The 26,252-nt window shown below is 71.8% G+C and carries 24 protein-coding genes; 19 read left to right on the forward strand and 5 right to left on the reverse strand.

Annotation, left to right across the window (positions count from 1 at the left end):
* Positions 1-191: 191 nt before the first annotated feature.
* The 3 genes from G6039_RS14585 to G6039_RS14595 all read right to left on the reverse strand — a co-directional run bounded on the left by G6039_RS14585 (position 192) and on the right by G6039_RS14595 (position 3,065).
* Positions 192-1,463 (reverse strand): RNA polymerase sigma factor, encoded by a 1,272-nt coding sequence (locus tag G6039_RS14585; RefSeq protein WP_043800523.1) that lies wholly within the window; start codon positions 1,461-1,463, stop codon positions 192-194.
* Positions 1,460-1,804 carry a YciI family protein gene (locus G6039_RS14590; protein ID WP_043800623.1) on the reverse strand — a complete coding sequence of 115 codons (345 nt, stop codon included), beginning with the start codon at positions 1,802-1,804 and terminating at the stop codon, positions 1,460-1,462. Before G6039_RS14590 ends, G6039_RS14585 begins: the two co-directional genes overlap by 4 nt.
* A gap of 154 nt (positions 1,805-1,958) precedes the next feature.
* Entirely contained in the window at positions 1,959-3,065 is a 1,107-nt protein-coding gene (locus G6039_RS14595) for a DNA glycosylase AlkZ-like family protein (RefSeq protein WP_043800519.1), read from the reverse strand.
* Positions 3,066-3,648: 583 nt separating this feature from the next.
* On the opposite strand from G6039_RS14595, the gene G6039_RS14600 reads away from it, so the two are divergent.
* The 3 genes from G6039_RS14600 (at position 3,649) to G6039_RS14610 (ending at position 5,777) form a co-directional block, all read left to right on the forward strand.
* Entirely contained in the window at positions 3,649-3,876 is a 228-nt protein-coding gene (locus tag G6039_RS14600; RefSeq protein WP_051446102.1) for a hypothetical protein, read from the forward strand.
* 58 nt (positions 3,877-3,934) lie between these two features.
* Positions 3,935-4,282 (forward strand): YtxH domain-containing protein, encoded by a 348-nt coding sequence (locus G6039_RS14605; protein ID WP_043800517.1) that lies wholly within the window; start codon positions 3,935-3,937, stop codon positions 4,280-4,282.
* A 484-nt stretch (positions 4,283-4,766) separates the two neighbouring features.
* Entirely contained in the window at positions 4,767-5,777 is a 1,011-nt protein-coding gene (locus G6039_RS14610) for an endonuclease/exonuclease/phosphatase family protein (RefSeq protein WP_043800515.1), read from the forward strand.
* Positions 5,778-5,782: 5 nt separating this feature from the next.
* Here the strand turns inward: G6039_RS14610 and G6039_RS14615 are convergent, their stop codons facing one another.
* The gene (locus G6039_RS14615; protein ID WP_043800512.1) at positions 5,783-6,325 is read right to left on the reverse strand and encodes a dihydrofolate reductase family protein; all 543 of its coding nucleotides are present in this window, start codon (positions 6,323-6,325) and stop codon (positions 5,783-5,785) included.
* Between the two features lie 100 nt (positions 6,326-6,425).
* On the opposite strand from G6039_RS14615, the gene G6039_RS14620 reads away from it, so the two are divergent.
* The 12 genes from G6039_RS14620 to G6039_RS14675 all read left to right on the forward strand — a co-directional run bounded on the left by G6039_RS14620 (position 6,426) and on the right by G6039_RS14675 (position 19,115).
* Entirely contained in the window at positions 6,426-7,004 is a 579-nt protein-coding gene (locus G6039_RS14620) for a CGNR zinc finger domain-containing protein (protein ID WP_200868118.1), read from the forward strand.
* Positions 7,004-7,444: an SRPBCC family protein gene (locus G6039_RS14625; RefSeq protein ID WP_029544963.1), complete on the forward strand. Its 441-nt coding sequence runs from the start codon at positions 7,004-7,006 to the stop codon at positions 7,442-7,444. The genes G6039_RS14620 and G6039_RS14625 overlap by 1 nt, the downstream gene beginning before the upstream one ends.
* Positions 7,441-8,127 (forward strand): mycofactocin biosynthesis peptidyl-dipeptidase MftE, encoded by a 687-nt coding sequence (gene mftE, locus G6039_RS14630; protein WP_006930905.1) that lies wholly within the window; start codon positions 7,441-7,443, stop codon positions 8,125-8,127. Before G6039_RS14625 ends, mftE begins: the two co-directional genes overlap by 4 nt.
* Positions 8,124-9,512, forward strand: coding sequence for a mycofactocin biosynthesis glycosyltransferase MftF (gene mftF / locus G6039_RS14635; RefSeq protein ID WP_043800507.1), 1,389 nt, complete (start codon positions 8,124-8,126; stop codon positions 9,510-9,512). Before mftE ends, mftF begins: the two co-directional genes overlap by 4 nt.
* Before the next feature lie 18 nt (positions 9,513-9,530).
* Positions 9,531-11,018: a mycofactocin dehydrogenase MftG gene (mftG, locus tag G6039_RS14640; protein WP_006930900.1), complete on the forward strand. Its 1,488-nt coding sequence runs from the start codon at positions 9,531-9,533 to the stop codon at positions 11,016-11,018.
* 49 nt (positions 11,019-11,067) lie between these two features.
* Positions 11,068-12,369 carry a helix-turn-helix domain-containing protein gene (locus G6039_RS14645; RefSeq protein WP_006930898.1) on the forward strand — a complete coding sequence of 434 codons (1,302 nt, stop codon included), beginning with the start codon at positions 11,068-11,070 and terminating at the stop codon, positions 12,367-12,369.
* Positions 12,370-12,470: 101 nt separating this feature from the next.
* Complete coding sequence (gene exaC, locus G6039_RS14650) at positions 12,471-13,994, forward strand: acetaldehyde dehydrogenase ExaC (RefSeq protein ID WP_006930896.1); 1,524 nt, start codon at positions 12,471-12,473, stop codon at positions 13,992-13,994.
* A gap of 164 nt (positions 13,995-14,158) precedes the next feature.
* Positions 14,159-14,695, forward strand: coding sequence for a DUF779 domain-containing protein (locus G6039_RS14655; RefSeq protein ID WP_006930895.1), 537 nt, complete (start codon positions 14,159-14,161; stop codon positions 14,693-14,695).
* Positions 14,696-14,811: 116 nt separating this feature from the next.
* Positions 14,812-16,272 (forward strand): ethanolamine permease, encoded by a 1,461-nt coding sequence (gene eat, locus G6039_RS14660; protein ID WP_029544952.1) that lies wholly within the window; start codon positions 14,812-14,814, stop codon positions 16,270-16,272.
* Positions 16,269-17,684 carry an ethanolamine ammonia-lyase subunit EutB gene (locus G6039_RS14665; RefSeq protein ID WP_043800501.1) on the forward strand — a complete coding sequence of 472 codons (1,416 nt, stop codon included), beginning with the start codon at positions 16,269-16,271 and terminating at the stop codon, positions 17,682-17,684. The genes eat and G6039_RS14665 overlap by 4 nt, the downstream gene beginning before the upstream one ends.
* On the forward strand, positions 17,681-18,445 hold the full coding sequence (gene eutC / locus G6039_RS14670) for an ethanolamine ammonia-lyase subunit EutC (protein ID WP_043800498.1): 765 nt from the start codon (positions 17,681-17,683) through the stop codon (positions 18,443-18,445). Before G6039_RS14665 ends, eutC begins: the two co-directional genes overlap by 4 nt.
* A gap of 121 nt (positions 18,446-18,566) precedes the next feature.
* Complete coding sequence (locus G6039_RS14675; RefSeq protein WP_043800493.1) at positions 18,567-19,115, forward strand: hypothetical protein; 549 nt, start codon at positions 18,567-18,569, stop codon at positions 19,113-19,115.
* A 13-nt stretch (positions 19,116-19,128) separates the two neighbouring features.
* On the opposite strand, the gene G6039_RS14680 is transcribed toward G6039_RS14675, so the two are convergent.
* Positions 19,129-19,560: a protein-tyrosine phosphatase family protein gene (locus G6039_RS14680; RefSeq protein ID WP_043800613.1), complete on the reverse strand. Its 432-nt coding sequence runs from the start codon at positions 19,558-19,560 to the stop codon at positions 19,129-19,131.
* A gap of 245 nt (positions 19,561-19,805) precedes the next feature.
* On the opposite strand from G6039_RS14680, the gene G6039_RS14685 reads away from it, so the two are divergent.
* The 4 genes from G6039_RS14685 to G6039_RS14700 all read left to right on the forward strand — a co-directional run bounded on the left by G6039_RS14685 (position 19,806) and on the right by G6039_RS14700 (position 26,238).
* Positions 19,806-21,173 (forward strand): MFS transporter, encoded by a 1,368-nt coding sequence (locus G6039_RS14685; protein ID WP_373867436.1) that lies wholly within the window; start codon positions 19,806-19,808, stop codon positions 21,171-21,173.
* 166 nt (positions 21,174-21,339) lie between these two features.
* Positions 21,340-22,998: an AMP-binding protein gene (locus G6039_RS14690; protein ID WP_043800488.1), complete on the forward strand. Its 1,659-nt coding sequence runs from the start codon at positions 21,340-21,342 to the stop codon at positions 22,996-22,998.
* Positions 22,995-24,638, forward strand: a complete 1,644-nt coding sequence (locus G6039_RS14695) for a sigma-54-dependent Fis family transcriptional regulator (protein WP_043800486.1) — start codon at positions 22,995-22,997, stop codon at positions 24,636-24,638. The genes G6039_RS14690 and G6039_RS14695 overlap by 4 nt, the downstream gene beginning before the upstream one ends.
* Before the next feature lie 100 nt (positions 24,639-24,738).
* Positions 24,739-26,238 (forward strand): aldehyde dehydrogenase family protein, encoded by a 1,500-nt coding sequence (locus tag G6039_RS14700; protein ID WP_006947089.1) that lies wholly within the window; start codon positions 24,739-24,741, stop codon positions 26,236-26,238.
* The last annotated feature ends 14 nt before the right edge of the window (positions 26,239-26,252 follow it).

Genomic DNA, 26,252 nt, shown 5'->3' on the forward strand with positions numbered 1-26,252 from the left:
TCGCCCGTGCAGTGCGACGACAACGGACATCCTGCCCCTGCTCAACCGCGCAGGCACGTCACCCGCACCGCCGCACCCTGTCCGGCACAGCATCCGCCTCGCCGCTGCCTGCATGGCCGCAAACTTAACCGGTCCCGGCTACGTTCGGAGCGGTCCGCGTACAGACGCGGGCAACCACGGGTTCGTCCCGGTCACGACCTGCCGGTCTCGTCCAGCCGCCGGCGCAGGTGCTCCCGTTCGGGTTCGGTTCCGGCCCGCTCGAGCGCCCGCCGGTAGGCGACGGCGGCCTCGTCGTCGCGGCCGAGCCGGTGCAGCAGTTCGCCGCGCGCGGTGGAATACGGGTGGTAGCCGCGCAGCCGGGGCTCGTCGGCGAGTGCGTCGAGCAGCGCCAGGCCGGCCTCGGGACCGTCGCGCATCGCCACCGCCACGGCGCGGTTCACCGCGACGACCGGCGACGGTGCCAGGGCGGACAGGACGTCGTAGAGCGCGACGATCTGCGGCCAGTCGGTGGATGCGGCGCCGGGGGCCTCGTCGTGCAGCGCCGCGATCGCGGCCTGCACTCCGTACGGGCCCGGCAGGCCGCCGGTCAGCGCCACGGGCACGAGGGCGGTGCCCTCGGCGATCAGGGCGTGGTCCCACCGTGCGCGATCCTGATCCGCGAGCAGAACGATGTCGCCGTCCGGGCCGGTCCGGGCGTCGCGTCGCGCATGGATCAGCAGCATCAAAGCGAGCAGTCCGGTCACCTCCCGCTCGCCGGGCAGCAGTCGGCGCAGGATCCGGACCAATCGGATCGACTCCTCGGCGAGGTCGAGACGCTGCAGGTCCGGCCCCGAGCTGGCTACGTATCCCTCGGTGAAGACCGAGTAGAGCACCTGTAGCACGCCCGGCAGTCGCGCCGGCAGCTCGTCCGGATCCGGCACCCGGAACGGGATACGGGCCTGCCGGATCTTCTTCTTCGCCCGTACGATCCGCTGGGCCATCGTCGCGGTCGGGACGAGAAAGGCACGCGCCACCTCGGGTGTCTCGAGCCCGGCCAGGCACCGCAGGGTCAGTGCCACCCGGTCCTCGGCCGGCAGCGCCGGGTGGGCACAGGTGAAGAACAACTGCAGGCGTTCGTCGGGCATCTCACTGCCGGCGTCCGGGGTGTGGGAGGGGGCGGCCCGTTCCGAATCCACCTGCAGAACGGCGAGCCGGGCGGCGTACACCTGATCCCGCCGGAGCCGGTCCACGGCCTTGCGCCGCGCCGTCGTCAGCAGCCAGGCCCCCGGCTTGGCCGGTACGCCCCGGACGGGCCAGTGCACCAGCGCCGCCTCGATCGCCTCGGCGGCGACGTCCTCGGCCAGGTCGAGGTCGCCGAAGCGGTGGACGAGCGCGGCGAGCAGCCGACCGCGCTCCTCCCGGAACACCGCTTCCACGGCGGCGTCGACCCGGGCGCCGGCACCCGGCCCGTCCGTCGCGGTCACTGCCCGAAGTCGGCGATCGGCCGCACCACCACGGATCCGCCGCCGCGCGCCCCGGGACAGCGGGCCGCCCAGTCCAGCGCGACGTCGAGGTCGGGCACGTCGACGACGTAGAAGCCCCCGAGGACCTCGCGCGTCTCGGCGAACGGCCCGTCGGTGGTGACGGCACGCGCACCGTCGGGGCCGACCCGCACGGTCGTCGCGGTGGTCAGGTCCGCGAGCGACTCCGAGGCGACGACGATTCCGGTCTCCTGGATCTGCTTGTCGTAGACCATCCACTCCTCGACGCTGCACTGGTCGCCTGCGTCGGCCGATGCGGCGTTGATCAGCAGCATGTACTTCATGGTGAGCACCTCTCGTTGGGTGAGTGTCCTGTGCGGCAGGGTTGCCGTACGACATGACGACGAACGGGACGGCGTCGGATCGACAGGGGTACCGGTTCATTGTCGACGGCGACCCCGACATCCGGTGGCACGTCCGGGCGCGGTCGCCGGATCGTCAGCCGGCATACCCCACCGTCGCGCCGGTGCGCTCCCGGGCGCGGGCCAGTCGCTGCGCCTCGGCCTCGAGTTCGTCCCGCGTCCGCACGGACAGCGGCTCGAACGGCTCGACCGACACCGCGAGCGTGTCCCGTGGCGTGGCCCTCGCCCGCCAGATCCCTCGTATCTCCCCGTCGACGAGGACGACACCGGGGCTGCCGATCGGGCGCCAGATCGCCTTTCGGCGCGCTCGGTCCGGCACCAGGAACTCCCTGTCCCGGGCCTGCAGCCACGGATCGCCGGGCGGCAGCAGGCGGGTCGCTCGCACGTCGGCGGCCCCGTCGAGGTCAGCGACCGCCGAGGCCGGCACCAGGCCCGTCCCGGCCGGGCCCTTCACCGGAACCAGATCGTCGGGCAGGACCGCGCGAATCGTTGCGATGTCGGTGCCCAGGAAGGCCGCCAGCCCGGCCGGTGTGACCGGCGCCAGCACGTCGGCGTACCGGTGCAGGGCGGCAGCGGTGCCCTCGGCGCGGTCGGGCACCGCATCCGGTCCGATCCCTGCGGGCAGGACGTCGAGGTGGGTGCTGCGGCCCTGTGGGCAGACCCGCACGCGCGCCGCGAGACCGACCTGCTGGAACAGCGCACCGGAGATGTGGCGGGTTCTGCACGAGGGGCAGTGATAGGTGAGGTCGGCGGGAACCGCCGCGCTGACCGCCGCACTCAGCTCTCCCTTGGTCATCGGGCCGGTGAGCGCGGCGCCCATGGCCTCGGCCGCCTCGGTGAATGCGCGCAGGCCGCGCTGGGCGCCCTCGCGGATCTGCCCGGTCCCGATACGTGTCGTGGCGTCGGTGTCGTTCACCGGCCAGAGGGCCGCGGCGAGAAACGCGAGATCCCCGGGCCGATGCAGGTGCGGCGCCCCGCGCCACGACCATACGAGGACGAGTGAATCATGTTCTGCCGCGGCGTCGTCCGATCGTGCGGCGAGCGCGTCGCGGGCCGATCCGTACGGGGTGTCCTGGACCCCGAGCGCAAGCACCCGATCTCGCCCGGCGGAGGTCCGGTCGAGTCCCTGGGCCGCGGCCCGGTAGCCGAGGATCCGACGTCGGCCGAGTGTCGTGACAACCACTTCCGGCCCTCCGATCCTGTCGTCGCCGTGGTGTCCCCGGACGCGCCGGTGCGGGCGATCCCGGCAACGACGATCCCGACAACGACATTGTCGGCGACATCGGCCCGCCCGTGCTGCCGCGCGGACTACCGGCGTGTCCAGGGTCCGCCCAGAACATGCGGGCTCCGTTCCTCTGCGACAGCCCCGCTGCCTGCTCTATCGTTGTGACGGGTGACAGGGCGGGCGGTCGCCGACTCCGGGATGTGTTGCAGGGCTATGTGCCAGGCCGTTCCTGGCAGGGGACCGGGACCGGAGGGTTGCGATGGTGCTGCTGTATTCGCGCACGAGCAGTTCGATACGGCGGTGGATCGACGAATCGGGCGGCCTCCGCCGATCCACGTGTGCGGCGACATCGGTACCGCCACCTCTCCGGTCTTGAACTCGGTCTTGCCCCAGCAGTTTCCGGGTGGCAACGGGGTGGCCGGCTTACCTCGGATCGGCTTCCCGGGACAGGGGGATCGATCGCGGTTGCGGGGTGAGGCGACGGCGCTGAGAAGGGGCGGGGGCTCGCGGTTCACAGGGGGACAGGGCGAGGAGCGGTCGAATGCAGGGGAAAGCTGTCGGTGACGAGGACGCGCTGGTGCTGCAGCCGTTGTCGATCGCGGTGCTCGACGGCCTGTGGGTGGGCAGCGGGATCACCGTCGGCATATGGGTGTTCGGATCACTGCTGTGGACGGTGGTCGTAGTGCTGGTCTGCGCCGGCACACACGCCGTCGGTTGCCGTACCCGCGGCGGTGGCGGCGCCGACAGGGTAGAGGCGACCGGTCCGTAGGAATTCGTCGCGGCCTCCGAATCGAATCTCGGCACTCGTCGAACAAGGGAGAGAAAGCATGGTCCGAGCAGTGATCTTCGCCGCCGGGACGGCCGTAGGCTTCGTCCTCGGTACCCGTGCCGGGCGGCAGACCTACGAGAAGATGAGGGATCAGTCCCTCGGCCTCTGGCACAACCCCGCGGTGCACGAGAAGGTGAGCGGTGCGACGCAGACCGCGAAAGACAAGGTGCCACAGGTGCAGCACAGGGTCGAGGCGCTGGCGAAGAAGGCGGCCCACCGCGGTTCGGGCACGGACACTGCCACCGGTGTACCGCTGACCGAGGCTGCGGCATCCGCTCCGGCGGCCATGGAACCGACTGTTCCTCCGACGACGGACGACCGGCCGAGCCTCGGTCCGAACAACTGAGCCCGCCGATGAGGCCCTCGGCGACGCGGCCCCCGCGCGCCGGAATCACGGACGCGGGTGTGTTCGGGGCGCGGACGTCGCTGCGCACTCCCGCCCCGGAGGGAGGCCCGCGATACTGAGGATCTCCGGCGGAACGCCGGCTTTGCCCGGTCACGGTGCCGGCGGGTGTCCCGGATCGGGGTCGGCAACTCGGCGCGGTTGCGGCATGCGAGGTTGTGATGATGGTGAGCGAAGCAGATCGCGAACGCCGCCGGGCGCGCCGGACCGCGGCCGAACGGCTGCATCCGGACGTCGGTGGGGACGCGGAGGCGTTGGCCACCGCGCTCGAGGCGATAGATCGTGCGCGTGCGGTCCCTGACTCGGAATCGGTCCCTGCCTCGGAGCCGCCGCCCGCGGTGGTGGTGCAGGGTCGCCGAGCCTTGTGGCGGCGGCACCTGCTGCGGGTACGGCCCCGCCGCAGAATCCGGCCCAACCGTCACGCCGGATGGTGAGGCCGCCGCCGGCGCGACGGATCGCCGTCCTCTTCGCGGTCGTCACGACGGCGTCAGGGCTCACCGCGCTCATGGCCTTCGCGTCGGACGTGGAGAACAACGCCGTGATCGCATGGGCGTCGCTGGGTCCGTACCTGCTGCTCGGGACGGTGGCGGGCGCGATCGCCGCCGCGCTCGCCCGGCGACCGGTACTGCTGGCGTCGGCACTCGTCGTCGTCGCGGCCGGCGCATGGACCCTGGGACCGCTGTACCTGCCCGGCGTCCCGGGCGACGGGCCGGACGCCGCATCCGGTCCCACCATCCGCGTGATGCAGGCCAATCTCATGGTCGGGCAGGCCGACTCCGATGCGCTGGTCCGGACGGTGCGCGAGCGACAGATCGACGTCCTCACCGTGCAGGAGCTGACCGACGGCGCGGTGGCCGCGCTGCAGGTCGCGGGGCTCGACGACCTGCTACCGCATCGCTTCCTGGCCCCGACGCCGACCGGCGGTGCGGGCGCCGGGATCTACAGCAGGTTTCCCGTCTCGGCCGGCCGGAAGCTCGACGGGTTCGGGCCGACGAACCTGACCGCGACTCTGGACACCGGTCCCGGACGCCCGCTGATCCTGTACGCGGTGCATCCCGCGCCGCCGTACCTGACACCCGCTCCGGCGTGGGCGGCCGAGCTGGAACGACTGGACGCGGAGCTCGAGTCGGTGTCCGGCACGGCCCCGGTCGTGGTCAGCGGGGACTTCAACGCGACGTACTCGCACACCCGCTTCCGCGACCTGCTCGACGACGGGTACGTGCACGCCGCGGACCGGGTCGGCGGCGGGCTCGTGCCGACGTATCCGGCGGACCGCCGCTACCCGGCCCTCGTCGGGATCGATCACATCCTCACGCGGGGCGCCACGGCGACCGCCCTCGAACGGATCGAGCTGCCCGGCTCCGATCATCACGGCCTCGTCGCCGGGATCCGGCTCCCTCCGCCGTCCGGCGACGAGAGTCCTGTCGAAGGTGGATAGCGGCCTCACCGCACGACCCGCAGCCGGATGTCGGTCGCAACGGGCCCCTGGGTCGCGACGAGACGTTCCAGCGCGAGCGGGGTTCCGCCCGGGCGGTCGAACAGTCGGACGCCGTCGCCGAGCAGGACCGGCGCGATGCAGACGAAGATCTCGTCGAGCAGGCCGGCCTCGAGGCACTGCCGGGCGACGTCGGCGCCGAGCACGTTGACGTATTTCCCGCCCGCGGCCGTGGTGGCCGCGGCCACGGCCGCGTGGAGGTCACCGACGAACGTCACGCCCGGGACCGGCTCGGCCGGAGGGTGGTGGGTGAGCACGAACTGCGGTCCGCTCCAGCCGCCACCGCACGCCTCGCCCTCGGCGGGTGTGCCCTTGTGCGGGTCGTCGCCGCGGAAGGTGCGGTTGCCGACGAGGAGCGCGCCGATCTCGCCGACGAGGTCGTCGATCGCCGGATCCGGTCCGAGGTACGGCACCAGCCACGACATGTCGCCGCCGGGACCGGCGATGAATCCGTCGACCGACGTCGTCGCCGAGTACAGCAGCTTGCTCATCGGCCTGCCTTCCGCTCGCGGTGTCTCGATTCTGTCCGTACCGACTGCCGGACGGACGGAAACTCGTCGCAATGGATGTGTAACTGGTTAATGTGGTTACGTGAGTCGGGTCGACATGCGCTCCGCCGAGGGCATCGAGTTCGTCGTCGACACCGGAGCGCCGTGCCTGGATCTGCTCTACACCGGCGGCGAGGGGGATCGGGCCCGGTGGGAGACGCTGCACGCCGCGGGCGACCTCGCGCGCTGGGTCGCGACGCACCTGCTCGGGCGGGCCGTCGCCGCGGCAGCGGTCGACGTCACCGCCGAGGATCTGATCCGCGCCAAGGAACTACGCGAGGTGTTGTGGCGCACCGCGAACCGGTCTGCGGACGGAGACGGGCCGGCGGCCGCCGACAGCGCCGCCCTCGACGCGGCCGCCGCCCGGCCGGACATCGCCCCACAGCTGCGCCCGCCCGGCGTGGTCACTCCCGTCACCGGCAGTCAGGTGCTGTCGACGCTGGCCCGCGACGCGATCGGCCTGCTGACCGGTCCGTACGCCGAGCGCATCAAGCGGTGCGCCGCCGACGACTGCGCCATCGTCTTCGCCGACACCTCCCGCGCGGGAACGCGGCGCTGGTGCTCGATGGCGCGGTGCGGCAACCGTGACAAGGTTCGTGCCCATCGGAAGAAGGAGAAGTGATGCCGGTCGGACAGACGAAGGACGCCGGATGGCAGATCGGGGTGTCGAAGACCCTGCCGCATCCGATCGACGCGGTGTGGCGGCTGCTCGTCGGCACACCCGAGCTGTGGCTCGGCCGCGGCGCGACGGTCCCGCGCGCCCCGGGTGCCGAGTGGCGCAGCGACGACGGTGTCACGGGGGAGCTGCGCAGCCGCCACGAGGGGGACCGGGTGCGCCTGACCTGGCGGCCCGCGGGCTGGAACCACGACAGTACCGTGCAGGTGGCCGTCTCGGCCGCGCCCCGCGGCACCGTGCTCCGCTTCCATCAGGAGCGCCTCGCCGGCCCGGGCGAACGCGCTGCTCAGCGCGCCCACTGGCAGGGGGCGCTGGCCCGGGTCGAGCGCGCCCTCGCCACCGCCGACGGCGACCCGGAGGGTGCACCCCTACCATCGGACCGGTGACCCGCGAACTCGCCACCGCCTACTGGCCCGACCTCGAACCGGGCCGGGCCACGGTCGCGGTTCCCGTCGGCGCGCTCGAGCAGCACGGGCCGCACCTGCCGCTCGACACCGACACCCGCATCGCCCGCGCGTTGACGGCCGCCCTACCGGGCGTGCTCGTCGCGCCGGCCCTCGAGTACGGGTCCAGCGGCGAGCACGAGGGCTTCCCCGGCACCGTCTCGCTCGGCGCGGAGGCGATGGAGACCGTCCTCGTCGAATACGGTCGTTCGGTGTGCCGGTGGGCCGCGCGCCTGCTGTTCGTCAACTGGCACGGCGGCAACGTGCACCCGCTGACCAGGGCGGTGTCCCTGCTGCGCTACGAGGGCCGCGACGTGGCGTGGCTGCCGTTCGCCGTGCCCGGCGGCGACGCCCACGCCGGGGTCACCGAGACCAGCCTGCTGCTGCACCTCGATCCGCGCGTGGTGGACACCGCCCGCGCCGAGATGGGCAACACCGGCACCCTCGCCGACTTGATGCCACGGATGCGCGAGGGCGGTATCGTCGCCGTGTCCGCGAACGGCGTGCTGGGGGATCCGACGCCCGCGAGCGCGGCGCAGGGGGCACGATGGTTCGCCGAACTCGTCGATCGAGCAACGGCACAGGTAACCCGGTGGGAGCCGGATGGGAAAGGAAGACTCCGTTGACGAGCACGGCCCGACTGCCCGACGGATTCGGCGTCCGTATCGACCCGCGGGTGCGCGCCTACTCCGAAGGCCGCGTGCTCATCGGCGGCTCGCCCACCCGCATGCTCAAGCTCGCCCCGGCGGCCGCGGCGATGATCGGCGACGGCTACGTGAAGGTCGTCGACTCGCAGACCGCCGTCGTGGCGCGGCGGCTGCTCGACTCCGGCGTCGGGAACCCCCGTCCCACGGCCCTGCCTGCCACGTCCGACGTCACCGTCGTGATTCCCGTCAAGAACAACACGGCCGGGCTAGAGCGGTTGCTGGCGGCCGTCGAGGGACTGACGGTGATCGTCGTCGACGACGGCTCCGACGTCCCGGTGCCCACCCCGGCCAGGGCGTCGGTCCGGGTACTGCGGCACGAGCGATCCCGTGGTCCGGCCGCGGCACGCAACACCGGACTGCGCGCCGCCACAACGCCGTTCGTCGCATTCCTCGACTCGGACGTGGTGCCGCGGAAGGGATGGCTCGAGGTGATGCTCGGGCACTTCTCCGACCCTGCGGTGGCCCTGGTGGCCCCGCGCGTCGTCGCACTCGAGCCCGACAAGGGCGCTCTGGGGCGCTACGAACACGCGCGCTCGTCGCTGGACCTCGGCCGCCGCGAGGCCGCCGTCAAGTCCGGCAGCCCGGTCTCGTACGTACCGAGCGCCGCGATCATCGTCCGCCGCGACGTGCTCACCGCGACCGGCGGCTTCGACGAGGCCATGCACGTCGCCGAGGACGTGGACCTGTGCTGGCGGCTGCAGGAGGCCGGCTGGCGGCTGCGCTACGAACCGGTGGCGCACGTGGCCCACGACCATCGCGTCGGATTCCGGAAGTGGTTCACCCGCAAGGCCTTCTACGGCACGGGTGCGGCGCCCCTCGCGAGCCGGCACCCCGGCTCGGTGCCCCCCATGTCGATGTCGGGGTCGATGCTGTTCGCGTGTGTGGCCGCCGCGAGCCGCACCCGCCTCGGCGTCGTCGGTTCGGTCGCGTCGCTGTCGGTGACGATGCTCCGGCTGCGGCGGATGTTCACCGAACTCGACCAGCCGACCCGCATCGCGGCGGTGCTCACCGCGCAGGGGTTCGTCGGCGGGATGTGGCAGGTCGCCTCCGCGCTGTGCCGGCACTACTGGCCGGTCACGCTCGTCGCCGCCGTGGTCTCGCCGAAGGTGCGGCGCGCGGTCCTCGGCTTCGCCGTCGCCGAGGGGCTGTGGGACTGGTACGGCCACCGCGAGGAGGGCGGCCTCGACCCCCTGCGCTACGTGTTCTACAAGCGCCTCGACGACATCGCCTACGGCGCCGGACTGTGGTGGGGCGCGGTCGAGGCCCGGGATCCGGCGGCGCTCGCGCCCCGCATCCGGGGCTGAGCCGGGGCACCCGCATCCATGGCCGATCCGGTGCACGCCGACGTGGTCGTGGTCGGCGGCGGCAGCTGCGGCTGCGTGCTGGCCGCCCGGCTCAGCGAGGACCCCGACCGGACGGTCCTGCTACTCGAGGCCGGCCCCGGCTACCGCACGACCGCCGACACCCCGCCCGCGGTGCTCGACGCGACCGTCCTGCCGGTCGGTCCGGACAGCCCGTGGACCTGCGCCTACCCGGCCCGGCTGACCGGACGTCGTCGCTCCGTCGTCGCCCGCGGCCGGTTGCTGGGCGGCTCCGGCGCAGTGAACGGCGCGTATTTCGTGCGGGCCCGCCCGGACGACTTCGAGGCCTGGCCGCCGTCCTGGTCGTTCGATCGGGTGGTGCCGCACTTCCGCGCCACCGAGACCGACGCCGACGCGGCGGACGCCGCGGAGACCGGAGTGAGCCGGCGATGGCACGGCGCGGCAGGCCCCGTGCCCGTCGCCCGCACGCCCCGGGAGCGGCTGCACCCGGCCAGCGCCGCGTTCCACGACGCGGCGCTCGCCGCCGGCCATCGCCGTGTGGACGACCTCAACGCGCCCGGCCCGGACGGGGTGGGCCCCGTCCCGCTCAACATCCGCGACGGGATGCGCGTCGGTCCTGCCCACGCGTACCTGTTGCCGGCGCTGGCCCGGCCGAACCTGACCGTGCGCACGGGAACGCGCGTGCGACGGGTCGTGCTCTCGGGCGCGCGCGCAGTCGGCGTCGAGACCGAGGACGGCGAGACCGTCGGTGCCGGCCACGTCGTGCTCGCCGCCGGTGCGATCGGCTCCCCGCAGCTGCTCATGCTCTCCGGAATCGGCGACGGCGCCGAGCTCACCCGTCACGGCATCACCCCCCGGATCGAGATCCCCGGTGTGGGTACGGGTTACACCGACCATCCGGAGGTCGCCGTCCCCTACCGGTACCGCGTGCCGCTGCCCGGGCCGGCCCCCGTGCTGCAGGTCGTCCTGCACGCCGGCAACCTCGAGCTGCGCCCCTACACCGCACCGTTCGCCGCGTCCGTCCCCGGTAGCGGCGTCGCCGACCCGGTCCTGGGGGTGGTGCTCACGAGGCCCCGCAGCCGCGGCGCGATCCGGCTCGACCCGGCCGACCCGTTCCGGCCGCCGCTGCTGGACTACCGCTATCTCGACGACCCGGCCGACCGTGCCGACCTGCGCGAGGGGGTGGCGCGCGCCGCGCACCTGCTCGCGGCGATGCCGGACGTCGTCGACCGCACCGGCCTCGACCCGGACGCGTTCGACCCCGGCGACGCGTGGCTCGAGCGGCACCTCGGGACGTCGCTGCACCTGTCCGGAAGCTGCCGGATGGGCGGCGACGCCTCGGCCGTCGTCGACGAGCGGTGCCGGGTGCACGCCGCCGAGGGGCTGAGCGTCGTGGACACGTCCGTGTTCCCGCAGGTGCCCAGCCGTGGGCCGCACGCGACGGCCGTGATGCTGGCCGAACGGGTGGGCACCCGGACGTGCTTGTGACTCGGGTTACAGTTGTTCGGAGGAGGAACCGGCAGATGAGCAGCAGCGCATGACCGACGAACGATCCGGCTCGGCCAACCCCTGGGTGGCGCTGCGGCCCGGCGACGACCCGTCGCAGCTGGCGCAACGCGCGTCCTCGGCGCACAGTTCGTTCCTCGACGCGGCCGACACGTCGGTCGTACCTGCCTCCGTGCGCTCGGTGGTCCGCGAATCCTGGCTGCGCAGCCGCAGGAACGGCATCAGTCCCGACGCCGTCGAACAGCCGAGCCTGCTCACGGGCCTGGACCTCGAGCGGTACCGGGCCGGGCACCCGATGGCGCTGATCCGCCCCGTCGTGCGCAAGCTGCTGGTGGAGGACGCCGCCGACAGCGGGCTGCTCGTCGCGATCAGCGACGAACAGGGCCGGCTGCTGTGGGTCGAGGGTGATCACGCCGCCCGTGACCGGGCGCTGTCGATGAGCTTCGTCGAGGGCGCCGACTGGAGTGAGGAGCGGGTGGGCACCAACGCGCCCGGCACCGCTCTCGCTGTCGACCACTCGGTCCAGATCGTCGCCGCCGAGCACTTCAACCGCACCGTGCACGAATGGAGCTGCTCGGCCGCGCCGGTGCACGACCCGAGCACCGGCCGGATCCTCGGCGCCATCGACATCACCGGTGGGCTCCGCGTCGCCGCGCCGGAGGTGTTGCAGCTCGTGCGGGCCACGGTCGCCGCCGCGGAGTCGGAACTGCGACTGCACCTGCTCAGCTCGCCGCGGCTGTTGTCGGCTGCCCGGACGAGCCTCGACACGTTCGGGTCGGGCCGGCCCACTCTGCACCGCGACGGCGAACGGATCCCGCTCTCCCAGCGCCACGCCGAGATCCTGCTGCTGCTCGCCGAACACCCCGAGGGCCTGAGCTCGGACCGGCTTGCGGTGCTGCTCGACGAGGCCGAGCTCGACTCCGTCACCATCCGTGCCGAGATGTCGCGCCTGCGAAAGGTTTTCGGACCCGAGGGGCTCGGCTCGCGCCCATACCGGCTCCTTGGCGAACTCGTCACCGACGTCGCGGAGGTCCGCGGCGCACTCGACCGCGGCGATGTGGCGACGGCGGTGCGTCTGTATGCCGGACCGGTGCTGCCCGGATCGGCCGCGCCCGGCATCGAGGAGATCCGGGACGAGCTGCGCGCCCGGGTGCAGGCCGCGCTGCTCCGGGCCGGCGACGCCCAGTTGCTCGCGCGGTGGACCGCGTCGGTGCACGGGCGCGACGACATCGCCGCGTGGGAGGCGTACCTGACCACCCTCGATCCGCATTCGACGCTGTTCGCCCAGGTCAAGGCCCGGATCGAGCTGCTGGACCGTCAGCTCGGGATCTGAGGTTCGGAGCTACGCAACGTAGTTGCAACCCACACGTTCGTAGTGTTCCGGATCACACGCCCCGCATGGGGGGTGCCAGACCATCCGAGGAGTGAACACCGATGACCGTGTACGCCCGTCCCGGCTCGCCCGACGCCCTGATGTCCTTCCAGTCCCGCTACGACAACTGGATCGGCGGCCAGTGGGTACCGCCTGTGAAGGGTCAGTACTTCGAGAACGTCACCCCGGTCACCGGTCAGCCGTTCACCGAGGTGGCCCGGTCCACCGAGGAAGACATCGAGCTGGCCCTCGACGCCGCCCACGCCGCCGCGCCGGCCTGGGGCAAGACGTCCGTCGCCGAGCGTTCCATCCTGCTCAACAAGATCGCCGACCGCCTCGAGGAGAACCTCGAGTCGATCGCCCTCGCCGAGACCTGGGACAACGGCAAGCCGATCCGCGAGACCCTCAACGCCGACATCCCGCTGGCGATCGACCACTTCCGCTACTTCGCGGGCGCGATCCGGGCGCAGGAGGGCTCGATCTCCGAGATCGACGCCGAGACCGTGGCCTACCACTTCCACGAGCCGCTCGGCGTCGTCGGCCAGATCATCCCGTGGAACTTCCCGATCCTGATGGCCGTGTGGAAGCTCGCCCCCGCCCTGGCCGCCGGCAACGCCGTCGTCCTCAAGCCGGCCGAGCAGACGCCCGCCTCGATCCTGTACCTGATCTCCGTCATCGGCGACCTGCTGCCCCCGGGCGTGGTGAACATCGTCAACGGCTTCGGCGTCGAGGCCGGCAAGCCGCTGGCCTCGAGCCCGCGCATCCGCAAGATCGCGTTCACCGGCGAGACCACCACCGGCCGCCTGATCATGCAGTACGCCTCGCAGAACCTGATCCCGGTCACCCTCGAGCTCGGCGGCAAGAGCCCGAACATCTTCTTCTCCGACGTGCTCTCGGTCAACGACGACTACCAGGACAAGGCGCTCGAGGGCTTCACGATGTTCGCCCTCAACCAGGGCGAGGTGTGCACCTGCCCGTCGCGCGCCCTGGTCCAGCAGGACATCTTCGACGACTTCCTGTCGCTGGCCGCGGTGCGCACGAAGGCCGTGCGCCAGGGCGACCCGCTCGACACCGACACGATGATCGGTGCCCAGGCGTCGAACGATCAGCTCGAGAAGATCCTGTCCTACATCGAGATCGGCAAGAGCGAAGGCGCGCAGGTGATCACCGGCGGCGAGCGCGCCGACCTCGGCGGCGATCTGTCCGGCGGCTTCTACGTCCAGCCGACGGTGTTCAGCGGCCACAACAAGATGCGCATCTTCCAGGAGGAGATCTTCGGACCGGTGGTCTCCGTGACGTCCTTCCAGGACTTCGACGACGCCATCTCCATCGCCAACGACACCCTCTACGGCCTCGGAGCCGGCGTCTGGTCCCGCGACGGCGGGGTCGCCTACCGGGCCGGCCGCGCCATCCAGGCCGGCCGGGTGTGGACCAACACCTACCACCAGTACCCGGCGCACGCGGCGTTCGGTGGCTACAAGCAGTCCGGCATCGGCCGCGAGAACCACCACATGATGCTCGACCACTACCAGCAGACGAAGAACCTCCTGGTGTCCTACGCGCCGAAGGCCCAGGGCTTCTTCTGATCCGAAGACCCGGCGCCTGTCACGTCATCCCCCCTGCGACGTGGCAGGCGCCGTTCCCATTCCGCCCTGCCCCGAGTCGAGCGAATGTATCGCCCACTCGATCAGTCGAGGTGAGCGATACATTCGCTCGGGGGAGGCGCAAGCCGACAACCGGAAGGCACCTCATGTCCGTCCCGCTCCGCCTCGTCGCCACCGCCGACGCGGTTGCTCTCCTGCGCCGTCTCGCCGAGCGGCACGGGCCGCTGATGATGCACCAGTCCGGCGGCTGCTGCGACGGGTCGGCGCCGATGTGCTACCCGGACGGCGACTTCGTCGTCGGCGACCTGGACGTGCTGCTGGGGGTGCTGGACCTGCGGCTGCAGGTGGGGGCGACGGCCGGTGACCTGCCCGCGGGCGCCGACGCCGTCCCGGTGTGGATCTCCGGGTCCCAGTTCGAGGCGTGGAAGCACACGCAGCTCGTTCTCGACGTGGTGCCCGGCCGCGGCTCCGGGTTCAGCCTGGAATCGCCCGAGGGGCTGCGCTTCCTCAGCCGCGGCCGCGCCTTCACCGCCGACGAGAACGACGCGCTCGCCCGCGACACACCCCTGCTCGGCAAGCGGTGGGCCGCCGGCGCCCGTCCGGAGCCGGCCGCCGAGCCGACCGTCGTGGCCGAGGCCGCCGACGCGTGCCCGGTGCCGACGCCCCGGGGCGCCTCCTCGTAACACTTCCGTGACCGCGTACTGACGCGGTGTGTACCTACCGCTCGTACCGTGAGTACGCGCGGTGTCCTCGACGTGCCCGCTCGACACGTCGCCATCCTCCGTCGAGAAGAGAGATCATGTCGTTGACCGACCCGCCCAGGACCGGGGCCGAGACCCCGGCCCACCACGACGGCGCGGACTTCCACGCCGAGAGTCGTGCGTATCTCGAAAAGCGCACTCTGAGAAAGGGTTCGGCGGGCTGGGTGCTGCTCGCGGGCCTCGGCGTCAGCTACGTGATCTCCGGTGACTACGCCGGCTGGAACAACGGCCTGGCCGAGGGCGGATTCGGTGGTCTGCTCGTCGCCTCGGTGGTCATCGCGGCCATGTACTTCGCGATGGTGCTCGGCATGGCCGAGCTGTCCTCCGCGCTGCCCGCCGCCGGCGGCGGCTACACCTTCGCGCGCCGCGCCCTCGGGCCGTGGGGTGGATTCGCCACCGGCACAGCAATTCTCATCGAGTACTCGATCGCCCCGGCCGCGATCGCCACGTTCATCGGCGGGTACGTCGAGTCGCTGAACCTGTTCGGCATCACCGACGGATGGTGGATCTATCTCGCCGTGTACGCGGTGTTCATCGGCATCCACCTCACCGGCGCCGGCGAAGCGCTCAAGGCGATGTTCGTGATCACGGCGATCGCTCTCGTCGGGCTCGTGGTGTTCGCCGTCTCCGCCGTCGGGCTGTTCGACACCGCGAACCTGACCGACATCGCCGTCGACGAGACCGCCGCCGGAGCGTCGTCGTTCCTTCCCTTCGGCCTGTTCGGCATCTGGGCGGCCGTGCCGTTCGCGATCTGGTTCTTCCTCGCCGTCGAGGGTGTGCCCCTGGCCGCCGAGGAGGCGACCGAGCCGGAGAAGAACGTGCCCAAGGGCATCATCGTGTCCATGCTGGTGCTGCTCGTCACCGGTGCGACCGTGCTGTTCCTGGCCACCGGCGCGCTCGGCGCCGACGCCCTGTCCACATCCGGTAACCCGCTCGTCGAGGCCCTCGGCGACACCGGCGCCGCGAAGGTGGTCAACTACATCGGGCTCGCCGGCCTGATCGCGAGCTTCTTCTCGATCATGTACGCGTACTCGCGGCAGACGTTCGCGCTCTCGCGCGCCGGGTACCTCCCCACGAGCCTGTCGCTGACCAACAAGCGCAAGGCGCCCATGCTGGCGCTGATCGTCCCCGGCGTGATCGGGTTCGCGCTCTCGCTCACCGGCGAGGGAGCGATGCTGCTCAACATGGCCGTCTTCGGCGCCGCGGTGAGCTATGTGCTGATGATGGTCAGCCACATCGTGCTGCGCCGGCGCGAACCGCACATGCCGCGGCCCTACCGCACCCCCGGCGGCGTCGTCACCACCTCCTTCGCGCTGGTCGTGGCCGCGGCCGCCGTCGTGGCCACCTTCCTGGTCGATCCCGTCGCCGCCCTGTGGACCCTCGGCGCCTTCGCCGCGTTCATGGCCTACTTCGGGCTCTACAGCCGGCACCGGCTGGTGGCGAACTCGCCCGACGAGGAGTTCGCCGCGCTCGCCGAGGCGGAGGCCGAGCTGAAGTGAGCGTCTACACCCAGCATCTCGCCGGCACCACCTACACCTTCGACGGCCTCGTCGACCTGCTCGCCAAGGCCACCCCGCGCCGCTCCGGCGACGAACTCGCCGGCTGCGCGGCCGAATCCGACGCCGAGCGTGCGGCCGCGCAGTGGGTCCTCGCCGACATCCCGCTCGACGTGTTCCTCGCCGAGCCGGTGGTGCCGTACGAGACCGACGAGGTCACCCGGCTGATCCTCGACGATCACGACCGCGACGCCTACCGGTCCGTGCAGCACCTGACGGTCGGGGGACTGCGCGACCTGCTTCTCGACACCGTCACGAAAACCGATGCGGCCGCGGCGTTCGCCGCCATGTCGCCCGGCCTGACCCCCGAGATGGTCGCCGCCGTCAGCAAGCTCATGCGCAACCAGGACCTGATCGCGGTGGCCCGCGCGATCGAGGTCACCTCGGCGTTCCGCACCACCGTCGGACTGCCCGGCCGGCTCGGCACCCGGCTGCAGCCCAACCACCCCACCGACGATCCACGCGGCATCGCCGCCGCGACCCTCGACGGGCTGCTGATGGGCTGCGGCGACGCCGTCATCGGCATCAACCCGGCCACGGACTCGCCACAGGCCACCGCCGACCTGCTGCACCTGCTCGACGAGATGCGGCTGCGCTTCGACATCCCGGTGCAGTCCTGCGTCCTGTCCCACGTGACGACCACGCTCGGCCTCATCGAGGCCGGTGCCCCGGTGGACCTGGTGTTCCAGTCCATTGCCGGCACCGAGGGGGCGAACGCCGGCTTCGGCGTGAACCTGGCTCTGCTGCGGGAGGCGAACGAGGCCGGTCGCGCTCTGGGGCGCGGCACCGTCGGCGACAACGTCATGTACCTCGAGACGGGGCAGGGCTCGGCGCTGTCGGCCGGCGCGCACCTCGGCACGGGCGGACGCCCCGTCGACCAGCAGACCCTCGAGACCCGCGCGTACGCCGTCGCCCGGGCGCTCGACCCGCTGCTGATCAACACGGTGGTCGGGTTCATCGGCCCCGAATATCTCTACGACGGCAAGCAGATCGTCCGGGCCGGTCTCGAGGACCACTTCTGCGGCAAGATGCTGGGCCTGCCGATGGGCGTGGACGTCTGCTACACCAACCACGCCGAGGCCGACCAGGACGACATGGACACCCTCCTGACCCTGCTCGGGGTGGCCGGCGCCGCGTTCGTCATCGCGGTGCCCGGAGCCGACGACGTCATGCTCGGCTACCAGAGCCTGTCGTTCCACGACGCGCTGTACGTGCGTCGCGCGCTGGGCCTGCGCGCCGCCCCCGAGTTCGAGCGGTGGCTCTCCGGTCTCGGCATGGTGGACGGAGCCGGGCACATCCTGCCGGTGGACGCGGCGGCCTCCCCGCTGCGCGCCCTCGCGGGAGGTGCGGCGTGAGCGGGTCCGTCGACCGTGACTTCTGGGCACCGCTGCGGTCGGCGACCCAGGCCCGCATCGGGCTCGGCCGGGCCGGCGACGGCCTCCCGACCGCCCGGGTGCTCGAGTTCCGGGCCGCGCACGCCGCGGCCCGCGACGCGGTGCACCAGCCCCTCGACGTGCCGGCGCTGGCCACCGACGTCGAACGCCTCGGACTCGGCGTGCCGATCGTCGTCACCAGCCGGGTGAGCGATCGCGGCGAGTACCTGCGCCGCCCGGACCTGGGCCGCCTGCCCGAGGATCTGTCCGCGGTCCCCGGCACCGGCGCCGACGTCGGGGTGGTCCTCGCCGACGGGCTCTCGCCGCGAGCCCTGGCCGAGCACGGCGTCGCCCTGCTCGAGGCCGTCGTGGCGGCTCTGCCGCGGCACCTGTCCGTGGCACCGCCGGTGATCGCGACGTCGGCACGGGTGGCGCTGGGCGACCACATCGGCGCCGCCCTGGGGGTGCGCACGCTGCTGGTCCTGATCGGGGAGCGGCCCGGGTTGTCGGTCGCCGACAGCCTCGGGGTGTACCTGACCCACGAGCCGCGGCCCGGTCGGGCCGACGCCGAGCGGAACTGCGTGTCCAACATCCACCCCCCGGAGGGGCTCGGGTACGCCGCGGCCGCGCGTGTCGTCGCGGGGCTGGTCGACGGGGCACGCCGGCTCGGGCGTTCCGGCGTGGACCTGAAGGACACGACGCGGGCGGACCGGCTCGATTCCACGACGGTGGGGGAGTTGTAGGGGCGAGAGTGTGACGTACCCGCGTGGGCGGTTGACATCGCGACCGGAAGCGCCAAATCATGTACTCCGCCCGACCGGGTGACACGTACCGCCCGCGACCGGGCGACGAGGAGAAGACACGATGGCGTTCGCTGGCAATGTCGACGAGCTGGCTCTGCTGCAGACGGTGCGGTTGAAGGAGACCGTCACCGCCGAGATGATCGCGGCGCATCTGGGGGTGTCGGTCGCGTCCGGGCGGGCGGCGTACGACGCGCTGGTCACGCAGGGCAAGGCGAAGGAGACCGGCAACGGCATCACCCTGACCGACGCAGGGGTCGCGGAACTGACCGATCAGCTCGACGCGGAGCGCGTCTCGATCGACGAGGATTCTCTCGCGGAGCTGTTCGAGCAGTTCGGCCCGCTCGACGAAGAGCTCTCCGCGCTGCTCGCCGACCCGGAATCCGCCAACTTCCTCGACGAACTGATCGAGCTGGATCGCAAGGCGCAGAACCTCTTCGACGACGTGTCGGCGTTCGTTCCGCGCCTGTCGCGGTATCAGGACCTGTTCGCCGAGGCGCTCGGGAAGATCAAGTCCGGCGCGCTGGCGTGGGCGACGGCGCCGAACATCGACTCGTACGCGACCGTGTGGAGCGAGATGCGCGCCGAACTCACCGGCGCCGCCGGCCGGTGACCGGCGCCGCCGGTCACCGGAACGCAGCGACGAAGCGCCGCTGCCACGGCGTCTCCACCGCTCGGTGCGAATAGTGTTCGCGCACATAGGCGACGGCCTCGCCGGGCGGTACGCCGTCGAGGATCGCGAGGCAGGCCAGGGCGGTGCCCGTGCGCCCCCGGCCACCGCCGCAGGCGACCTCGACGCGTTCGGTCGCGCACCGCTGCCACGCCTCGTGCAGTATCCGGCGGGCAGCGCCGGGGTCGGTGGGGAGGCGGAAGTCGGGCCACCGGATCCACCGGGCGTCCCACGGGACCGCCGGCGGCGTCCGGCCCGCGAGGTACACCCCGAGGGCGGGTAGCGGTCCGGCCGGAAGGGGACGTCGGACGCCACGGCCCCGGACGTACCGGCCCGACGGTAGTGCCAGGATCCCCGGGGCGCGCGGGTCCCAGGTCGTCGTCGCCATGAACGGAGCGTAGACGGCGTGAAAGTTGTTCGGCCACCGGGTGTCCCGGAATCCGAGCGGACGACCGCGCGTGGTGCGGGGTGGACGCCCCGCGACGACCAAGTCCTTCGTTCGGCGAACTACGTGATCCGGCTCACAGCCACCCCCCTTTCGGGGGTAGTGGGGGAGTGAGACGGATCACTACCTTTCCTTCCATCGCGCGGCGCAGGGCCGCCGCGGCTCGGACGGAAATACGGAGGACAGACGTGACCACAGTGTCGACACCGGGGGCCGAACCCCCCGTGGTACCGGCGGGACAGAAGCCCGCCGCGCCGACCGCCCCCGCCCCGGGCGGACCCGGCATCCGACGCGTCGCCATCGCCAGCTGCATCGGCACCACCATCGAGTTCTACGACTTCTTCATATACGGAACCGCCGCAGCCCTGGTCTTTCCGACGGTGTTCTTCCCGGCTCTCGGTGCCACCGCCGGCACGGTCGCCTCGTTCGCGACCTTCGCCGTCGCGTTCATCGCCCGCCCGGTCGGGGCCATGCTGTTCGGGCACTTCGGCGACCGCATCGGCCGCAAGAAGACCCTCGTCTCCACGCTGCTGCTGATGGGCATCTCGACCCTGCTCATCGGGCTGCTGCCGGGCGCCGAGACGATCGGCGTCGCCGCCCCGATCATCCTCGTGCTGCTGCGATTCGCGCAGGGCTTCGCCGTCGGCGGGGAATGGGCCGGCGCGACGCTGCTCACCGCCGAGTACGCGCCACCGGGCAAACGCGGCCTGTACGCGATGTTCCCGCAGCTCGGCCCCGCCATCGCCTTCGCCCTGTCGAGCGCCACCTTCCTGTTCACCGGCCTGGCCCTCGGCGACACCAACGAGGCCTTCCTCAACTACGGCTGGCGAATCCCGTTCCTGTTCAGCATCGTTCTCGTGGCCATCGGTCTCTACATGCGCCTCGCCATCGAGGAGACCCCCGTGTTCCGGGCCGAGAGCGAGGCCCGCGCCGCCGCCCCGGCCGAGAAGCGCACCCTGCCGTTCCTCGACGCCCTGCGCTACCAGACCAAGGAGATCCTCCTCTCGGCCGGCGCACTGGCGATCATGTTCGCCTTCTTCTACATGGGCACCGCGTACCTGACCAGCTACGCGACCAAGACCCTCGGCTTCTCCCGGCCGTTCGTCCTCACCGTCGGCATCGCCGCCTCGTTCGTCTTCGGCGCCGCGATCGTGCTCTCCGCCCTCTACTCCGACCGGGTCGGCCGCCGGCGCGTCATCATGATCTCCTGCGGCTTCTCCGTCGTGTGGGCGCTGGCGCTGTTCCCGCTGCTCGACACCGGCTCGCCGGTCGCGTTCGTCGTCGGCATGATGGTCACCCTGGCCATCTTCGGCATCGCCTACGGACCGTGCGGCGCGCTGCTGCCGGAGATGTTCCACACCCGGTACCGGTACACCGGCGCCGGACTCGGCTACAACCTCGCCGGCGTCCTGGGTGGCGCGATTCCGCCCATGCTGGCCGCGCCCCTCGCGGCGTCCTACGGCGGCATCGCCATCGGCATCATGCTCTCCGTGCTCGGCGTGCTGAGCTTCGTGTGCACCAAGGCTCTCGTCGAGACCCGCGACCGAGCGCTCTGATCCCACCGGCGCCCTCCCCGACACCCCGGGGAGGGCGCCTCGTGCTGCCACCGCACCGCCAACTGTCCAGAATCCGAACACCTGCGGCGCCGGATCGGCGAGCATGGTGGACGAGTCCACGAGATCCCCTCGCTCGCCCCGGGCCGCGCACACTGCAGGAGCACCCATGACCGGTTTCGCCACACCCGAACTGCCCAGCTACACCTCGGGGGCGTGGAACACCCCGCTGCTGGGGGACACGATCGGCGACAACTTCGACCGCACCGTCGCCCGCCACGGCGACCGCGACGCGCTCGTCGACCGCGCCGCCGGCCGGCGCTGGACCTACACCGAACTCGCCGCGGAGGTCGACGCCCTCGCGCTCGGTCTGCTGCGCGCCGGCATCGGCAAGGGCGACCGGGTGGGCATCTGGGCGCCGAACCGGGCGGAGTGGGTGTTCGTCCAGTACGCCACCGCGAAGATCGGCGCGATCCTGGTCAACATCAACCCCGCCTACCGTTCGCACGAACTGCAGTACGTGCTCACCCAGGCCGGGATCCGGATGCTGATCTCCGCGCCGAGTTTCAAGACGTCCGACTACGCCGCGATGATCGCCGAGGTGCGCGGCGACTGCCCGGACCTCGAACAGGTGGTGCTGCTCGGATACCCCGAATGGGACGAGCTCGGCGAGTCCGGGCGCGCCGCACTCGCCGACGACCGCACCCGGCTCGACGCCGCGCAGCGTGACCTGTCGGCCGACGATCCGATCAACATCCAGTACACGTCCGGCACGACCGGGTTCCCCAAGGGCGCCACCCTCAGCCACCACAACATCCTCAACAACGGATTCTTCGTCGGCGAACTGTGCCACTACACCGAGAACGACAAGGTGTGCATCCCGGTGCCCTTCTACCACTGCTTCGGCATGGTCATGGGCAACCTGGCCTGCACCAGCCACGGCGCGACGATGGTCATCCCCGGCCCCGCCTTCGACCCGGCCCAGACCCTGGCCGCCGTCGCCGAGGAGCGCTGCACCTCCCTGTACGGGGTGCCGACGATGTTCATCGCCGAACTCGCCGACCCCTCCTTCGAGACCCACGACCTGTCGAGCCTGCGGACCGGCATCATGGCCGGCTCCCCGTGCCCGGTCGAGGTGATGAAGCAGGTCATCGAGCGGATGGGCATGACCGAGGTCTCCATCTGCTACGGCATGACCGAGACCTCGCCGGTGTCCCTGCAGACCCGCAGCGACGACACCATCGACCAGCGCGTGTCCACCGTCGGCCGCGTCGGCCCGCACCTCGAGGTCAAGATCGTCGACCCGGCCACGGGCCTGACCGTCCCGCGCGGTGAACCGGGCGAGCTGTGCACCCGCGGCTACTCGGTGATGCTCGGCTACTGGAACCAGCCCGACAAGACCGCCGAGGCCATCGACAAGGCCCGGTGGATGCACACCGGCGACATCGGCGTCATGGACGCCGACGGGTACGTCTCGGTCACCGGCCGCATCAAGGACATGGTCATCCGTGGTGGCGAGAACATCTACCCGCGGGAGATCGAGGAGTTCCTCTACACCCACCCGGACATTCTCGACGCCCAGGTCGTCGGCGTGCCCGACGAGAAGTACGGGGAGGAGCTCATGGTGTGGATCCGGATGCGGGAGGGGGCGGCGCCGCTCGACGCGCAGTCGCTGCGCGAGTACTGCACGGGCAAGCTCGCGCACTACAAGATCCCCCGCTACGTGCACATCGTCGACGAGTTTCCGATGACGGTCACCGGCAAGATCCGCAAGGTCGAGATGCGGGAGCTGTCCACGGCCCTGCTCGGGGAGGCCGAGCGGGGGTGAACGGTCTGCGGCCGGAGATCGCGCTGTCCTGGAAACGCTCGCAGTTGAGCGGGATCGACCCGGGACGGCTCCCCGAGCCGACCCTGCTGGGCCCCTCGGACGCGGCCGGGCGGCTGCTCGAAGCCGCCCGGCCGGTGCTCGACGAGCTGCGCACGCAGCTCGCCGGCACGGGCTGCTGCATCCTCCTTGTGGACCGGGACTGCCGGATCGTGGCCCGGCTGTTCGACGCGGCACCCATGCAGCGCGCCATGGAGGAGATCGGCGTGGTCCCCGGCGCGACCCTGAGCGAGGACACCTACGGCACCAACGCTCTCGGCACCCCGTTCGAGGTGCGGCAGAGCCTCGTGGTGCACGGCGAGGAGCACTACCTCGAGTCCCTCAAGGACTTCAGCTGCTACGGGCACCCCCTCGTGCATCCCGTCACCCGCCGCATCGAAGGCATCCTCGACATCACCGCCGCCGGCAAGATCGCCAATCCGCTGTTCGTGCCGTTCCTCGCCCGCGCGGCCCGCGACATCGAGGCGCGGTTGCTCGAGGGGGCCCGCGAATCGGACCGGCGGGTGGTCGATGCGTTCCAGCGGGCCGCGCAGCAGCGCGGCGTCGCGGTCGCGGCCATGGGTGAGGACATCATGCTCACCAACAAGGCCGCCGTGGAACTGCTCGTGCCCGCCGACCACGCGGCGCTGCGCGCGATCGCGGTCGACCTGCCGGCGGGGGAGTCCCGCACGATGGACTTCGCGTTGTCCGCCGGCGGGCGCACCCGGTTGCGGATCGACCGCATCCCGGGCATCGGCAGCGGGGCGCTGTTCCTGCTCGACGCCGCCGCCGCGCGGGAACCCGTGCCCCGCAGCGACGTCGCGCAGGACGCGACGACGCGGCTGCGGCAGCGGCTCGGACGGCTGCGCGAGCGCACCGGTGGCGTGGCGATCCTCGGCGAGCCCGGGAGCGGACGGACCTGGGCCGCAAGGGAACTCGTACGTGACACCGTCACCTTCCTCGACGCCGCCCGGATCGTCGGCGAGGGCGAACACGAGTGGGCGGCCGGGCTGCTGTCGGTCGCCGCTGCGGCGGACGGCGGCGTCGTGGTCGTCGAACACGTGCACCTGGCGCCGGATCCGGTGCTGGCGCTGCTCTCGTCGATGCTCTCCGACCCGGCCGCGGCCCGCCTCGTGCTCACCGCGGACCCCCTGGACGACGTCCGCCCGACGGTGCGAGAACTGTTGGCGCGCTGCCCCGGTCAGGTCCGGGTGCCCGCGCTGCGGCAACGGATCCGGGAACTCGGCGACCTGGCCTCCGCGCTGGCCCGGGAACTCGACCGGCCGGACCTGCGCCTGGGCCCCAGTGCCCTGACGGCGCTGTCGGAACGCTCGTGGCCCGGCAACCTCGCCGAGCTGCGGGCGGTGCTGGCCGCCATCCCGGAGCGGGAGTCCCCGCTGCCGGTGCGGGTGGAGGATCTGCCGGTCGAGTACCGCGCGACGAGCCGGGTCTCGCGTCTGGGCGGGCGCGAGCGCGCCGAGCGGGAGGCCATCATCGAGGCGCTGCGCGAGAGCGGCGGCAACAAGGTGCACGCCGCGGCGCGGCTCGGCATCAGCCGCACCACCCTCTACAGCAGGATCCGCGCACTCGGCATCGCCGGCTGACCGTCGTATGCGCATGTGCGCACTGTCCAATCCTTGAACAGTTCCCGCGGGCCTGCCCGAAGCAGTATGACCCGTGTCACACTACTTCAGGAGGTTGGGCATGACAGCTGTTGCCGAGCACACCGTCGCTCCGCGGGTTCGGGAGTTTCTCTCCGGGACCAGGCAGCTCTACATCGGCGGCGAATGGGTCGACGCCGCCTCGGGCCGCGTCTTCGCGACCTACGATCCCGCGACCGGGGACAAGCTCACCGACGTCGCCCACGGCGCCGCCGAGGACGTCGACCGGGCCGTGCGGGCCGCCCGCAAGGCGTTCGACGAGGGCCCCTGGCCGACGATGAAGGCCGCCGAGCGCGAGCGCATGATCTGGCGGGTCGGTGATCTGCTCACCGAACGTGCCGAGGAGTTCGGCCAGCTCGAGGCCCTCGACAACGGCAAGTCCGCCGTGATCGCCGCGGCCGTGGACACGGCGTGGTCGGCGGACATCTTCCGCTACTACGCCGGGTGGGCCACCAAGATCGAGGGCAGCACGGTCAACGTCACGATGCCGTTCGTGCCCGGCGGTGAGTTCCACGCCTACACGCTGCGCGAGCCGGTGGGCGTGTGCGGGCTCATCGTGCCCTGGAACTTCCCGCTGCTGATGGCCGCGTTCAAGCTCGCGCCGGCCCTGGCCGCCGGCAACACGGTCATCCTCAAGCCCGCAGAGCAGACCCCGCTCACGGCGCTGCTGCTCGCCGAGATCTTCGAGGAGGCCGGCTTCCCGCCCGGCGTGGTGAACATCGTGCCCGGCTTCGGCGACGCCGGCGCCGCGCTCGCCGCCCACGACGACGTCGACAAGATCGCCTTCACCGGGTCCACCGAGGTGGGCAAGAAGGTCGTCGACGCCGCCAAGGGAAACCTGAAGAAGGTCTCTCTCGAACTCGGCGGCAAGAGCCCGAACATCGTCTTCGCCGACGCCGATTTCGACGCCGCCGTCGCCGGATCGCTCGATGCGTGGCTGTTCAACCACGGCCAGTGCTGCGTCGCCGGCACCCGGTTGTTCGTCGAGCGTCCCATCTTCGAGAAGTTCACCGAGGCCGTCGCGGAGGCGGCGAGCAAGGTGAAGATCGGCCCCGGTCTCGACCCGGCCACCCAGCTCGGCCCGCTGGTCTCCCAGGAGCAGCTGGACCGGGTCACCGGCTACCTGCGCCAGGGCCTGACCGACGGGGCACGCGCCCTCACCGGCGGAAAGCGCTGGGGCGACAAGGGCTTCTTCGTCGAACCGACCGTGCTGGTGGACGTGCAGCCCGACTTCAGCGTGGTGCGCGAGGAGATCTTCGGTCCCGTCGTCGCCGCCATGCCGTTCGACGCCGACGAGGGCATCACCGCCGCGGCCAACGACTCGATCTACGGGCTGGCCGCCGGCATCTGGACCCGGGACCTGTCGAAGGCGCACCGCACCGCGCGGCGGCTCAAGGCCGGTTCGGTGTGGATCAACCAGTACAACGGCTTCGACACCGCGATGCCGTTCGGCGGGTTCAAGCAGTCCGGGTGGGGACGCGAGCTCGGCGCGGGAGCGCTGGACCTCTACACCCAGACCAAGGCCGTGAACATCGCCCTCTGACCCCCGTCACCCGC

The organism is Rhodococcus aetherivorans (assembly GCF_011058165.1).
Lineage (GTDB): Bacteria > Actinomycetota > Actinomycetes > Mycobacteriales > Mycobacteriaceae > Rhodococcus > Rhodococcus aetherivorans.

What these genes read in the sequence shown, in the direction of transcription:
- G6039_RS14590 (WP_043800623.1), bottom strand. Translation starts at nt 1,804, where the DNA reads ATGAAGTACATGCTGCTGATCAACGCCGCATCGGCCGACGCAGGCGAC.
- G6039_RS14600 (WP_051446102.1), top strand. Translation starts at nt 3,649, where the DNA reads ATGCAGGGGAAAGCTGTCGGTGACGAGGACGCGCTGGTGCTGCAGCCG.
- G6039_RS14605 (WP_043800517.1), top strand. Translation starts at nt 3,935, where the DNA reads ATGGTCCGAGCAGTGATCTTCGCCGCCGGGACGGCCGTAGGCTTCGTC.
- G6039_RS14610 (WP_043800515.1), top strand. Translation starts at nt 4,767, where the DNA reads ATGGTGAGGCCGCCGCCGGCGCGACGGATCGCCGTCCTCTTCGCGGTC.
- G6039_RS14615 (WP_043800512.1), bottom strand. Translation starts at nt 6,325, where the DNA reads ATGAGCAAGCTGCTGTACTCGGCGACGACGTCGGTCGACGGATTCATC.
- G6039_RS14625 (WP_029544963.1), top strand. Translation starts at nt 7,004, where the DNA reads ATGCCGGTCGGACAGACGAAGGACGCCGGATGGCAGATCGGGGTGTCG.
- mftG (WP_006930900.1), top strand. Translation starts at nt 9,531, where the DNA reads ATGGCCGATCCGGTGCACGCCGACGTGGTCGTGGTCGGCGGCGGCAGC.
- G6039_RS14645 (WP_006930898.1), top strand. Translation starts at nt 11,068, where the DNA reads ATGACCGACGAACGATCCGGCTCGGCCAACCCCTGGGTGGCGCTGCGG.
- exaC (WP_006930896.1), top strand. Translation starts at nt 12,471, where the DNA reads ATGACCGTGTACGCCCGTCCCGGCTCGCCCGACGCCCTGATGTCCTTC.
- G6039_RS14655 (WP_006930895.1), top strand. Translation starts at nt 14,159, where the DNA reads ATGTCCGTCCCGCTCCGCCTCGTCGCCACCGCCGACGCGGTTGCTCTC.
- eat (WP_029544952.1), top strand. Translation starts at nt 14,812, where the DNA reads ATGTCGTTGACCGACCCGCCCAGGACCGGGGCCGAGACCCCGGCCCAC.
- G6039_RS14675 (WP_043800493.1), top strand. Translation starts at nt 18,567, where the DNA reads ATGGCGTTCGCTGGCAATGTCGACGAGCTGGCTCTGCTGCAGACGGTG.
- G6039_RS14680 (WP_043800613.1), bottom strand. Translation starts at nt 19,560, where the DNA reads ATGGCGACGACGACCTGGGACCCGCGCGCCCCGGGGATCCTGGCACTA.
- G6039_RS14690 (WP_043800488.1), top strand. Translation starts at nt 21,340, where the DNA reads ATGACCGGTTTCGCCACACCCGAACTGCCCAGCTACACCTCGGGGGCG.
- G6039_RS14700 (WP_006947089.1), top strand. Translation starts at nt 24,739, where the DNA reads ATGACAGCTGTTGCCGAGCACACCGTCGCTCCGCGGGTTCGGGAGTTT.